The 12,465-nt window shown below is 71.8% G+C and carries 11 protein-coding genes and 1 pseudogene; 3 read left to right on the top strand and 9 right to left on the bottom strand.

Annotation, left to right across the window (positions count from 1 at the left end; all coding sequences use genetic code 11):
* Positions 1-11: 11 nt before the first annotated feature.
* Positions 12-2,051: a Stk1 family PASTA domain-containing Ser/Thr kinase gene (gene pknB, locus LCG91_RS06295; RefSeq protein ID WP_224442857.1), complete on the top strand. Its 2,040-nt coding sequence runs from the start codon at positions 12-14 to the stop codon at positions 2,049-2,051.
* A gap of 191 nt (positions 2,052-2,242) precedes the next feature.
* Here the strand turns inward: pknB and LCG91_RS06290 are convergent, their stop codons facing one another.
* From LCG91_RS06290 to LCG91_RS06280, 3 genes are all read right to left on the bottom strand, one after another.
* Positions 2,243-3,586 (bottom strand): class II 3-deoxy-7-phosphoheptulonate synthase, encoded by a 1,344-nt coding sequence (locus LCG91_RS06290; RefSeq protein WP_224443104.1) that lies wholly within the window; start codon positions 3,584-3,586, stop codon positions 2,243-2,245.
* A gap of 187 nt (positions 3,587-3,773) precedes the next feature.
* Positions 3,774-4,496 carry a lysophospholipid acyltransferase family protein gene (locus LCG91_RS06285; RefSeq protein ID WP_058729215.1) on the bottom strand — a complete coding sequence of 241 codons (723 nt, stop codon included), beginning with the start codon at positions 4,494-4,496 and terminating at the stop codon, positions 3,774-3,776.
* A 41-nt stretch (positions 4,497-4,537) separates the two neighbouring features.
* Positions 4,538-5,491 carry an ROK family glucokinase gene (locus LCG91_RS06280; protein ID WP_224442856.1) on the bottom strand — a complete coding sequence of 318 codons (954 nt, stop codon included), beginning with the start codon at positions 5,489-5,491 and terminating at the stop codon, positions 4,538-4,540.
* A 238-nt stretch (positions 5,492-5,729) separates the two neighbouring features.
* Between LCG91_RS06280 and LCG91_RS06275 the strand changes: the two genes are divergently transcribed.
* Positions 5,730-7,577, top strand: coding sequence for an AMP-dependent synthetase/ligase (locus LCG91_RS06275; RefSeq protein WP_224442855.1), 1,848 nt, complete (start codon positions 5,730-5,732; stop codon positions 7,575-7,577).
* 110 nt (positions 7,578-7,687) lie between these two features.
* Here the strand turns inward: LCG91_RS06275 and LCG91_RS16415 are convergent, their stop codons facing one another.
* The 3 genes from LCG91_RS16415 to LCG91_RS06265 form a co-directional block, all read right to left on the bottom strand.
* Complete coding sequence (locus LCG91_RS16415) at positions 7,688-7,816, bottom strand: hypothetical protein (protein WP_263480178.1); 129 nt, start codon at positions 7,814-7,816, stop codon at positions 7,688-7,690.
* 199 nt (positions 7,817-8,015) lie between these two features.
* Positions 8,016-8,519: a peptide deformylase gene (locus LCG91_RS06270; protein WP_058729212.1), complete on the bottom strand. Its 504-nt coding sequence runs from the start codon at positions 8,517-8,519 to the stop codon at positions 8,016-8,018.
* Position 8,520: 1 nt separating this feature from the next.
* On the bottom strand, positions 8,521-8,697 hold the full coding sequence (locus tag LCG91_RS06265; RefSeq protein WP_161968441.1) for a hypothetical protein: 177 nt from the start codon (positions 8,695-8,697) through the stop codon (positions 8,521-8,523).
* Between the two features lie 60 nt (positions 8,698-8,757).
* Between LCG91_RS06265 and LCG91_RS06260 the strand changes: the two are divergent.
* Positions 8,758-9,569: pseudogene (locus tag LCG91_RS06260) on the top strand (ParA family protein).
* Between the two features lie 848 nt (positions 9,570-10,417).
* Here the strand turns inward: LCG91_RS06260 and LCG91_RS06255 are convergent.
* From LCG91_RS06255 to LCG91_RS06245, 3 genes are all read right to left on the bottom strand, one after another.
* Entirely contained in the window at positions 10,418-10,978 is a 561-nt protein-coding gene (locus tag LCG91_RS06255; RefSeq protein WP_058729221.1) for a MerR family transcriptional regulator, read from the bottom strand.
* Between the two features lie 199 nt (positions 10,979-11,177).
* Positions 11,178-11,882 carry a MerR family transcriptional regulator gene (locus tag LCG91_RS06250; protein WP_224442854.1) on the bottom strand — a complete coding sequence of 235 codons (705 nt, stop codon included), beginning with the start codon at positions 11,880-11,882 and terminating at the stop codon, positions 11,178-11,180.
* The gene (locus tag LCG91_RS06245) at positions 11,882-12,361 is read right to left on the bottom strand and encodes an FHA domain-containing protein (RefSeq protein ID WP_058729209.1); all 480 of its coding nucleotides are present in this window, start codon (positions 12,359-12,361) and stop codon (positions 11,882-11,884) included. The genes LCG91_RS06250 and LCG91_RS06245 overlap by 1 nt, the downstream gene beginning before the upstream one ends.
* Positions 12,362-12,465 lie beyond the last annotated feature (104 nt).

The following is a 12,465-nucleotide window of genomic DNA, read 5'->3' as shown; positions in this document are numbered from 1 at the left end:
GAATGCCGCCGATGACCACGAACGCCGCCACGGACCCGATGATCGGTCGCATGATCGACCAGCGGTACCGCGTGCGCTCGCGCATCGCCCGCGGCGGCATGGCGACGGTGTACCTCGCCACCGACGTCCGCCTCGAGCGCCGCGTCGCGATCAAGATCATGCACGGGCACCTGGCCGACGACCAGGCCTTCCGGGAACGCTTCATCCAGGAGGCCCGGTCCGCCGCCCGGCTCTCCCACCCGAACCTGGTCGGGGTGTACGACCAGGGCGCCGAGGACGACACGGCGTACATCGTCATGGAGTACATCCCGGGCATCACGCTGCGGGACCTCCTGCAGGAGCACCGGGCCCTGACGCCCGAGCAGGCGACCGACATCCTGCGTGCCGTGCTCGCCGGTCTGGCGTCGGCGCACAAGGCCGGGATCGTCCACCGCGACCTCAAGCCCGAGAACGTGCTGCTCGCCGACGACGGCCGGATCAAGCTCGGCGACTTCGGCCTGGCGCGGGCGACGACCGCGAACACCGCGACCGGCGCGGCACTGCTCGGGACGATCGCCTACCTGTCCCCCGAGCTCGTCACGCGCGGGGCAGCGGACTCGCGCAGCGACATCTACGCGCTCGGCATCATGCTCTACGAGATGCTGACCGGCGAGCAGCCGTACAAGGGCGACCAGCCGATGCAGATCGCCTACCAGCACGCGAACGACACGGTCCCGGTGCCGAGCGCCACGGAACCCGGGGTCCCGCCGGAACTCGACGACCTGGTGGCCTGGGCGACCGCGCGCGACCCCGAGGACCGCCCCCGGGACGCCCGGGAGATGCTCGACCACATCTCGGGCAACCAGCAGCGCGCGACGGGCCAGTACCGCACCGCCGTGCTCCGCCCGGACAACGCGACCGCGATCCTGCCGGCCGGCAGCGCGGCGCCGTCCTCGGCGGACACCGGTCGACGCGACGACGGTGGACAGGACGACGCCACGCGGGTCATCGCGAGCTCGACCGGAGGCACTCCCGCAGCGCCCGGTCGTCGCGGCGCACCCGGCCCCCGCCGCACGGGCTCCCAGCCCGGCGCGCTCTCCCCCGCCGGGCAACGACTGGCCGACAAGTCCGCCAAGCGCCGGAAGCGCGGGTGGATCGTCCTGGCGGTCGTCGTCGTGCTCGCGGTGCTCGCCGGGGTGATCGGGTGGGCACTCGGCCCCGGCCCGTGGGGCAACGTCCGCATCCCCGAGGTCACCGGCAAGTCGGTGGCGCAGGCCAGGCAGCTGCTCCAGGCCCAGGGCCTCGAACCGACGGCCCGTACCGACAGCCGGTACGACGCCGTGGTGGCGAAGGGCCAGGTGTCGACGACGGAGCCCGCGGCTGCACGCGAGGTCCGCAAGGGCACGCCGGTGCAGATCGTCGTGTCGGACGGCCCACGGATGATCGCCCTGCCCGCGATCGTCGGACAGCCCCTGTCGACCGTCACGGCGGCGCTCGACGACGACTTCCAGCTGCAGGACGACCAGTACGAGTTCTCGGCCGACGCACCGAAGGACACCGTCATCGCGGCGAAGGGCCTCGGCACCGACGGGCAGACCGTGGACCTGGCGTCGGTCGGCGAGTACGCCGAGCGCGGTCCGGTCACGCTCACCGTGTCGCTCGGTGCGGTCCCCGACGTCACCGGCAAGACCCTCGACGCGGCGACCGCGGCTCTCGACGAGGTCGGCCTGGTGGTCGGGGCGCAGCAGGAGCGGTACAGCGACGACGTGCCGAAGGGCCAGGTCATCTCCTCGAGCGTCGAGGACTCCCCCGCCGTCCGTGGCTCGGCCGTCGACCTCGTGCTCTCGAAGGGCCCGACGCCGATCACGCTGCCGGACGTCGCCGGCAAGACCATCGACGAGGCGACCTCCACCCTCGAGAACCTCGGGCTCGACGTGGAGGTCCCCGACTGCACGAACGTGCTCTGCCGCTTCTACGACTGGAAGTCGGCGCTCCCGGTCACCGCGACGGACCCGGTCAAGGGGTCCACGGTGTACCGCGGCGACACGATCACGCTGTCCTACGAGCAGTAGGCGAGCCGGACGCGCGGCCGTTCCGGTGGCACGACGTGCCGTCGGCGGTCGTTCCGGTCGCACGACGCGCCGTCGCGACGGGACGTGAGCGGCAGGTCGTGCGACCAGGGCGGGCACGACGCCGAGCCGGGACGGACGGGAGGCGCGGTGCCAGCTGGCCCCGCGCCTCCCGTCCGTCCCGGCTGTCGCGGCTACGGCCGCTGGTACGGGTGGGCGCTGAGCTCCTCGGCCACCAGGAAGGCGAGCTCGAGCGACTGCATGTGGTTGAGACGCGGGTCGCACAGCGACTCGTACCGCGTCGCCAGGGTCGCCTCGTCGATCTGCTCGGAGCCACCGAGGCACTCGGTGACGTCGTCGCCGGTGAGCTCGACGTGCATGCCGCCCGGGTAGGTCCCGACCTGCCGGTGCGCCTCGAAGAACCCGAGGACCTCGTCCACGACGTCGTCGAAGCGACGGGTCTTGTAGCCGGTCGGCGTCGTGAGCCCGTTGCCGTGCATCGGGTCGGTGACCCACAGCGGGTTCGCGTCCATGCCCTTGATGGCCTCGAGCAGCTTCGGGAGTTCGTCACGGATCCTGCCGGCGCCCATGCGGGTGATGAACGTCAGGCGGCCGGGCTCGCGCTCGGGGTCGAGCGTGTCGACCAGGGCCTTCATGTCGTCGACGCTCGTGGTCGGGCCGAGCTTCACACCGATCGGGTTCCGCACGCGGGACAGGAAGTCGACGTGCGCGCCGTCGATGTCGCGCGTCCGCTCACCGATCCAGATGAAGTGCCCGGACGTGTCGTAGGCCTGGCCGGAGCGCGAGTCGATGCGGGTCATCGGGCGCTCGTAGTCCATGAGCAGCCCCTCGTGCGAGGCGTAGAACTCGGTGTGCTTGAGCGCTTCGAAGTCGGCACCGCAGGCGTCCATGAAGCGGATCGCGCGGTCGATCTCCTTCGCCAGGTGCTCGTACCGGGCGTTCGCCGGGTTCGACGCGAAGCCCTTGTTCCACGAGTGCACCTGCCGCAGGTCGGCGAACCCGCCCTGGGTGAAGGCACGGACGAGGTTCAGCGTCGAGGCGGCCGTGTGGTAGCCCTGCACGAGGCGCCGGGGGTCGGCCTGGCGGCTCTCCGGCGTGAAGTCGTAGCCGTTCACGATGTCGCCGCGGTACGCCGGCAGCGTCACGTCGCCGCGCGTCTCGAAGTCGCTCGACCGCGGCTTGGCGAACTGCCCCGCCATCCGGCCCATCTTGATGACCGGCATCGAGGCGCCGTAGGTCAGCACGACGGCCATCTGCAGGATCGTCTTGACGCGGTCGCGGATCGAGTCCGCGGTGGCACCGGCGAAGGTCTCGGCGCAGTCGCCGCCCTGCAGCAGGAACGCCCTGCCCTGCGCCGCGGCGGCGAGCCGGTCACGGAGCTTGTCGACCTCGCCCGCGAAGACGAGCGGCGGGAGCGTCGCGATCTCGGCGGAGGCCGCCTCGGCCGCGGCACGGTCGGGCCACGTCGGCTGCTGCTTGATCGGCAGGGTGCGCCAGTGGTCGAGGCCCTCGATCACGTCCGGATCCTGCAGGGCGACGACGTCGGTCGACTCGATCAAGGCGGTACCTCGGTGTTCTGGGTCGGGCGGGAGCGGATGGCCTGCGCGCAGGCCGGTCCGGCCGGGGCCGGAGTCCTCAGATCCTACCGTCCGGGCAGGACGCCCCGCTCCCGCGTGACGCGGCAGCGGTGGCGACGGTCGTCCGTCAGGCCGTGGGCGTCCGGCGGTCCTTCATGACCTGCTCGCGCGCACTGCTGGCACGCTCCTTGACGCTCGTCGCGTAGACGTCGACGTACTCCTGGCGGCTCACCCCGGCGAGCTCGTGCATGACCTCGTCGGTCACGCTGCGCAGGATGAAGCGGTCGGTCTCGAACCCCTCGAAGCGCGAGAAGTCGAGCGGCTTGCCGAAGACGACGCCGACGCGCTTGAACTTCGGGAACTTCTGCCCGATCTGCTGCACCTCGCGCGTCCCGATCATCGCGACCGGCACGACGGTCACCCGGCCCTCGAGGATCATCCGGGCGATGCCGGTGCGGCCGCGGTAGAGCTTGCCGTCCGGACTCCGGGTGCCCTCGGGGTAGATGCCGAGCTGCTCACCGCGCGCCAGGACCTGGAGCCCGGTGTGGAGCGAGGCCTCGGAGGCCTTGCCGCCCGAGCGGTCGATCGGCAGCTGTCCGATCGCGTTGAAGAACGTCTTCGTCGCCCAGCCCTTGAGGCCGCGGCCGGTGAAGTAGTCGCTCTTCGCCAGGAACGAGATCCGCCGGTCGAGCACCGCCGGCAGGATCACCGAGTCGATGAACGAGATGTGGTTCGACGCGAAGATCACCGGCCCCTTCGCGGGCACGTGCTCACGACCGACGACCCACGGCCGGAAGAGGGTGAGGATGAGCGGGCCGAGCAGGAAGTTCTTGAGCAGCCAGTAGGTCATCGTCGACTCCAGTTCGGGACGCGCGTACCGTCGGGGTGACCCTACGCCGTGCGGGCGTGGATGCGGGCGAGGTCGGCGGCGCCGACGACACCGGCGTCGTTCACGAGCTCGGCGATCACGAAGTCGGGCTCGGGGTGGTAGCCGCGCGCCGGCAGGTTGTTCAGGTACGCCTGCTTGATCGGCTCGAGCAGCCGGTCCCCCGCGCTCGCGACCCCGCCGCCGAAGACGAACAGCTGCGGGTCGAGGACGGCGGACAGCGAGGCGCACGCCTCGCCGAGGTGCCGACCGAGGCGACGGAGCGCCGCGAGGGCCCCCGGGTCGTCGGCCAGGATCAGGTCGCCGACGATCTTCCCGTCGAGCTGGCCGCCGTTCTGCTCGCGGGCGTCCGCGAGCGCCGAACCGATGCCGCCGGCGTCGGCGACGTCGTTCGCCATGCGCTGCAGGGCACGGCCGGAGCCGTACTGCTCGATGCAGCCGCGGGCGCCGCAGCCGCAGGGCAGGCCGTTCGGGACGATCCGCAGGTGGCCGATCTCGCCGCCCGTGCCGAAGCCGCCGCGGAAGAGCCGGTCCTCGGTGACGATCGCGCCGCCGACCCCGGTGCCGATCGTGAGCATGCTCATGTCGGACACGAGCCGCCCGGCACCGAAGCGGAACTCCGCCCAGCCGGCCGCGTTCGCGTCGTTGTCGACGGTGATGTGCAGGTCGCCGAGGCGCTCCTGGAGCTTCTGTCGCAGGGGCTCGTTCCGCCACCGGATGTTCGGCGTGTAGTAGACGATCGACTGCGAGGCGTCGATGAACCCGGGTGCCGCGACACCGACCGCTCCCACGTCGTGGGCGGCTCGCAGACGCGTGACCATCGTCACGACGTCGTCGAGCATGGCGTCCGGGTCCGCCGCGTTGGTGGCGACGCGGTCCTCGGCGAGGATCTCGCCGAGCTCCGAGACGACCGCTCCCGCGATCTTGGTGCCCCCGATGTCGATTCCGATGGCATGCACGAGCGTCGAGCCTACCGTCTCCGCGTCCCGCCGCCGAACGCCCGTCCGACGACCGAGCCGGTCGACGGCTCGGCCCTGGCGACCGGATCCGACGCGAGCCCGGCCCGCCCGACGGCTGACGAGGTGCTGCGAACCCGGCCGCTCCCCCTCCGTCCCGCGGTCCCGCGCCCGTATGCTGGCGGTGACGTCTCATCGTCGAGGCGTCCTCGTGTCGAACCGGCCGACGAGGGAGTCAACCGTGAACGATCAGCGGCAGTCCGCACCCATCCCCGCACCCGACCACGGCTCCGCCGCCCGGCTGCTCTCCGACCGGGCCCGTCGCTCGCCCGACCGGCCGATCCTCGCCCAGCGGCACGGCGACACGTGGACGACGGTCAGCGCCGCCGACACGCTCGCACGCGTCCGCGGCATCGCGAAGGGGTTCGTCGCCGCCGGGCTCGAGCCGGGCGCGCACGTCGCGATCCTGTCCCGCACCCGGATGGAGTGGACGCTGGTCGACTTCGCCGTCTGGACCGCCGGGCTCGTGTCCGTGCCCGTGTACGAGACGAGCTCGCCCGACCAGGTCCGCTGGATCCTGTCCGACTCCGAGACCGTGGCGATCGTGGTCGAGCAGGAGGAGCACGCCCGCCGGGTGGCCTCGGTCGCCCCGGACCTGCCGCACCTCGGCCAGCACTGGACGATCGACGGCGGCGGCCTCGACGACCTGGTCCGCCTCGGCGAGACCGTCACCGACGCCGAGCTCGACGCCCGCACCGCCGACGTGCACGGCCACGACGACGCGACGATCATCTACACCTCGGGCACGACCGGGCGTCCGAAGGGCTGCGTCCTCCGCCACGACAACTTCACCGGCACGGTCGAGGGCGCCACCGAGGCCATGCCCGAGGTCGTCGCCGACGGGTCCTCCACGCTGCTCTTCATCCCGATGGCCCACGTGTTCGCCCGGTTCATCGCGGTGATGTCGATCTCGACCGGCGTGCTGGTCGGCCACGAGCCGGACACCCGTGACCTGATGCGGGCGGTCTCCACGTTCCGACCGACCTTCCTGCTCGCCGTCCCCCGGGTGTTCGAGAAGATCTACAACTCGGCGGAGCAGAAGGCCGACCTGGGCGGCAAGGGGAAGGTCTTCCGGGCCGCCGCCGACGTCGCCGTCGCGCACTCCGAGGCCGTCGCCGCCGGCCGCGTGCCGCTCGGCCTGAAGCTCCGCTTCGCCCTGTTCGACAAGCTCGTCTACGCGAAGCTCCGCGACGCGATCGGCGGCCGGGTGCAGTACGCGATCAGCGGGTCCGCACCGCTCTCCCCCCGCCTCTCGCACTTCTTCCGCTCGATCGGCGTCCACATCCTCGAGGGCTACGGGCTGACCGAGACGACGGCCCCCGCGACCGTGAACCGGGCGCACGAGCTGCGGATCGGCACCGTGGGCCGGGCGCTGCCCGGGGTGGAGGTGCGCATCGCCGACGACGGCGAGGTCCTGATCCGCGGGGTCGACGTGTTCGACCGCTACTGGCACAACGACGAGGCGACGACCAAGGCCTTCGCCGACGGCTGGTTCCGCACCGGTGACCTCGGTCGGCTCGACGCCGACGGCGTGCTCACCGTGACCGGTCGGGCGAAGGAGCTCATCGTCACCGCGAGCGGCAAGAACGTCGCGCCGGCGCCGCTCGAGGACGGCATCCGCGAGCACCCGCTGGTCGGGCAGGTCGTGGTCGTCGGCGAGGGCAAACCGTTCGTCGCGGCACTCGTCACGCTCGACCGCGAGATGCTGCCCGGCTGGTGCGAGGCCCGCGGGATCTCCCCCGCGCTCACCCCACGCGCGGCAGCGTACGACGAGCGCGTGCACGCCGCCGTGCAGGAGGCCGTGGACACCGCCAACCAGCGCGTCTCCCGTGCCGAGTCGGTGCGGTCCTTCACGATCGTCGACACGGAGCTGACGGAGGCGTCGGGGCACCTCACCCCCAAGCTGACCATCAAGCGCGCGGTGGTCCTGCGGGACTTCGCCGCGGACGTCGAGCACATCTACTCGGGCTCGAAGGTCCAGACCACGGCCACCCCGGTGGTCGCGTCCCGACGACGGAACCGCGCGTAGGGAAGACGGACGGGAGGCCCGGCGCCGGTCCGACGGACCGACACCGGGCCTCCCGTGTGTCGTGTGCGCGCGGGGCGCGACCCGTCGTCGGGACGCGACCGTGCGCCGGCTCAGGCCTCCGGGGCCTGCTGCACCTCCGGTGCGTCGAGGACGGCGACCGACGACGTCGTCGGTGCGGGGTCCGGGCGGCGGTTGGTGCGGGTGCGGTGCGAGCTGAGCTCGTCGTTCTGAACGGTCATGCTGGGTGTCCTGAGGGTGTGGGATGCGCGTCGGTGGGAAGCCGACGCGGACACGGTACCTCGTGGTCGGGATGTCCGGACAATCCCTCGAAGGGGTGTCACGCCCTGTTCGCCGAGAGCGGCTCGCCCGGTTGCGTTCCGGAGCCCGGACGAGCAACCACGCCCCGGACCCGGGACGCTGCCCGCCGGACGCTCGCGCTCAGTGGAACCAGGCCTGCGCGCGGATGTCGCGGAGCGCCCCGCGGCGGACCTCGGGGTCGAGGGTCATCACGTAGACCGTGCCGTCGAGGTGGTCGACCTCGTGCTGCAGCGCCTCGGCCATCAGCCCGGTGCCCTCGAGCACGACCTCGGCCCCGTCGACGTCGACGCCGCGGACCTTCGCGTACGGGGAACGCGGTGTCGGGTAGGACAGGCCGGGGACCGACAGGCAGCCCTCGTCCATCAGTTCGACCTCGCCACGGACCTCGACGACCTCGGGGTTGAGCACGTACCCGACCTCGCCGTCGACGTTGTACGAGAACGCCCGCAGCCCGACCCCGATCTGCGGAGCGGCCACGCCGGCGCGGCCGGGTTCCCGCACGGTGTCGAGGAGGTCCTGCACGAGGTCGCGCACGCCCTGGGAGCCGAGCGCGCCGGGCGCGATCGGGTCTGCAGGGGAACGGAGGACGGGGTCGCCGAACAGGCGGATGGGACGGACGGTCACGTTACTGCAGCACCACCAGGAGGTCGGCGGCGTCCACCTGCTGGGACGCCGGGATCGCGGAACGGCCGACGGCGTCACCGACGGCTACCTCGGGCACCACCGCACCGGAGGACGGTGCGACACGGGATGCGTGCAGGGCGATCTCGCCACGGTTCGCGACCGAGATCTTGCTGGACACGACGTCCCTTTCAGCCCGGGTTGAGGTGTCACAACCCTACTGGCGGTAACGTGGCTCACCGTGCATGTACTCAGCGTGAGCTCCCTCAAGGGTGGTGTCGGCAAGACGACGGTGACGCTCGGCCTGACTTCGGCCGCGTTCGCCAAGGGACTGCGCACGCTGGTGGTGGACCTCGACCCGCAGTCCGACGTCTCCACGGGCCTCGACATCGACATCTCCGGCCACCTCAACGTCGCCGACGTCCTCGAGAACCCGAAGGAGAAGATCGTCCGCCAGGCGATCGCCCCGTCCGGGTGGACGAAGGGCTCGCAGGGCAAGGTCGACGTGCTCGTCGGCTCCCCCTCGGCGATCAACTTCGACGGGCCGCACCCCTCCATCCGGGACATCTGGAAGCTCGAGGAGGCGCTGGCCAACGTCGAGCAGGACTACGAGCTCGTGCTCATCGACTGCGCGCCGTCGTTGAACGCCCTCACCCGGACCGCCTGGGCAGCGTCGGACCGCGTGACCGTCGTCACCGAGCCGGGTCTGTTCTCCGTCGCCGCCGCCGATCGGGCCCTCCGCGCGATCGAGGAGATCCGTCGTGGCCTCTCCCCCGGCTGCAGCCGCTCGGCATCATCGTGAACCGGGCGCGCGTGCAGTCGCTCGAGCACCAGTTCCGCATCAAGGAGCTCCGGGACATGTTCGGGCCGCTCGTGCTCTCGCCGCAGCTGCCCGAGCGCACCTCGCTGCAGCAGGCGCAGGGTGCGGCGAAGCCCCTGCACGTGTGGCCGGGCGAGTCCGCGCAGGAGATGGCGAAGAACTTCGACCAGCTGCTCGAGCGCATCATGCGCACGGGCAAGATCGGCCCCTACGCCGAGGGCGGCGCCGCCTAGGCCCTGCCGGGTGGGCTGGCCTGCCTGGCGCAGGGCCCGGCCTGGCCTGCCTGGCCGGGGGCAGGGCCCCGGCTCGTTCTCGTCGCACGACATGCCGTCGAGTCGGAAGCTGAGCGGCAGGTCGTGCGACCCCAGCGCTCGCAGGCGGCATGTCGTGCAACCGGAACTGGCGACGAACCGGGCGTCGGCGGTCGGTCCGCGCCGGTCGATCGACGGTCGGCGATCGACCGTCGCTCACGCACTCGCGTCCTGGTCGTACGACATGCCGTCGCGTCGGAAGCTGAGCGGCAGGTCGTGCGACAACAGGGCTCGCGGGCGGCGTGTCATGCGACCACACAGCGGACGTTGACGGCGTGTCGTGCGACCGGAAGCGTCGACGATCCGGGCTTCGGAGGTCGACGTCTGGCGAACGGAAGTCGTCGGTCGTCGGACGGCGCCAGTTGATCGCCGGTCAGCGGCTGGCGGTCCCGCACTCGCGCTACCGCCCTGGTCGCACGACATGCCGTCGCACCGCAAGCTGAGCGGCAAGTCGTGCGACCTCAGCGGACGCAGGCGGCAGGTCGTGCGACCGGAGCTGGCGGTCTTCCGGACGCCGTCGGCGCGGCGCAGCGGCGTGCGGCGCAGCGGCGTGCGGCGCAGCGGCGTGCGGCGCAACGCGGCGCCCGGCGGTCCACATCGGCGGCAGCGCCGAGCGGGCAGGAAACGCCGCGCGTCGGACGCCGAGCGGGTGCGACCCGTCGTCGGAGGGCGCGAGCGTGACGGATCGTGCACGCTCGTGCGTGCGCGATGACGACGGCGCCGAACCACGGCGGACGCCGGGCGCCCGAGGAAGCAGGCCGAGCGGGCGGCTACGACGCCCGGGAGGCGCGGCGCGCGGCGAGCTCGTCGTCGGGGTCGGCCGCCGGGGTGGCGTCGAGCTCGACCAGGGAGCTCTCGACCTCGCGCAGGACCTTGCCGACGGCGATGCCGAAGACGCCCTGGCCGCGGGACACCAGGTCGATGACCTCGTCGTCGGAGGTGCACAGGTAGACCGACGCGCCGTCGGACATCAGCGTCGTCTGCGCCAGGTCGGACACCCCCGACTCGCGGAGCTGGTTCACGGCGGTACGGATCTGCTGCAGCGAGATGCCGGTGTCGAGGAGCCGCTTGACGAGCTTGAGGACGAGGATGTCGCGGAAGCCGTAGAGCCGCTGCGAGCCCGAGCCGGCAGCGCCACGGATGGTCGGCTGCACGAGCTCGGTCCGGGCCCAGTAGTCGAGCTGGCGGTAGGAGATGCCGGCTGCACGGGCGGCGACGGTGCCGCGGTAGCCGTTCTGCTCGTCGTGCTCGGGGAGGCCGTCGGTGAAGAGCAGGCCGAGGTCGTACCGAGTCATCTCGGACTCGGTACCGGGGGTGTCAGTCCCACTCATGTGCATGCCTTCCACGACGTTCGAGCTCCCACCAGAAGGTTCAACGACGGGTTGAGAGTTGTTCCGAGGTCCACGGTAGCGACTCGGGCACGGTCTGCCCGGCACATCCGCACCGGCGCGTCCGGCGTGTCGAGGATACGCCCCGACCACCGACGGCCGACAGGGGTCACCCGTGCTCCGGACGCCGACCGACGACGGGTCATCCGTCGAGGCGACCGATCGCCGCGCGGACCAGGTTGGATCGGACGACCTCGAGCTGACCGGCGATCTCCCGCGCGAGCTCCGTCGCCTTGGCACGCGACGTCGCGTCGCCCCGCCGGGACACCGGCATCAGTGCGGACTCGATCAAGCCGACCTCGCGCTCGACGACGCCACGCATGGTGCGCAGGTGTCGCGGCTCGATGCCGGTGCGCTGCAGTTCGACCAGGGCCTTGAGCACGGCCACGGCGTCGTCGCCGTACGTGTCTGCGGCGGGGAGCAGCGACGCCGAGACCGCATCGGTCAGGAGCATCGGCGAGGCGCCCGCGGCACGGACCGTCTCGTCGCGGGTGTACCGGCGCTCGCGACCGAGGATCGACGGCTTCGGCGCGTCACCACCACCAGGGAGGACCGGCTCGCGACCGGCGTCGAGGTCAGCGAGGTAGTCCTTGATGACCTTGAGCGGCAGGTAGTGGTCACGCTGCAGCCCGAGCACGATGCGCAGCCGCTCGACGTCGGCCGCCGAGAACTTCCGGTAGCCGCTGGCGGTCCGGATCGGCGTCACGAGCTCGCGTTCCTCGAGGAAGCGGAGCTTCGAGCTCGACAGGTCGGGGAACTCGGGCTTCAAGCGGGCGATGACCTGCCCGATCGTGAGCAGGTCCGGTACCGCAGCGCCGGCCCGTACTGCGGCGGACCGCGCAGCCACTACGCGGTCGCCAGGCGCGCCAGGTCGACCCGGGAGGCGTAGAACGTCAGGCGGAACTTGCCGACCTGCACCTCGGCACCGTCGGTGAGCAGCGCTTCGTCGATGCGGACGCCGTCGAAGTAGGTGCCGTTCAGGGAGCCGTTGTCCTTGACGCTGAAGGCCGTGCCGTGGCGCAGGAACTGGGCGTGCTTGCGGGAGACCGTGACGTCGTCGAGGAAGATGTCCGCGGCGGGGTGCCGCCCGGCCGTCGTGACGTCCGAGTCGAGGAGGAACCGGGCGCCGACGTTCGGGCCACGACGGACCACCAGCAACGCCGAACCGGAGGGCAGGGCGTTGATCGCCTCGCGCTCTTCCGTCGAGACACCGGACTCGGCCGTGAGGGCCGTCCCCATGTCCATGCTGAAGGTCAGGGTGGTGTCGACCAGCCGCTGTTCCGGAGTCTTCTGACCGCCCGGCTGCGGGGCCACTGGTTCTGGCATCGTGGACCTCCTCCTCTTGGCGCACCAGCGTATCGGAAACGGGTGACCTCGCGGGAGCCCCGAACGGGGCTGGGGAGAAGTCGCCAGCACGCGCACAGCGAACG

The organism is Curtobacterium sp. TXMA1 (assembly GCF_020162095.1).
Lineage (GTDB): Bacteria > Actinomycetota > Actinomycetes > Actinomycetales > Microbacteriaceae > Curtobacterium.
This window is presented reverse-complemented; position numbering and strand designations above follow the sequence as displayed.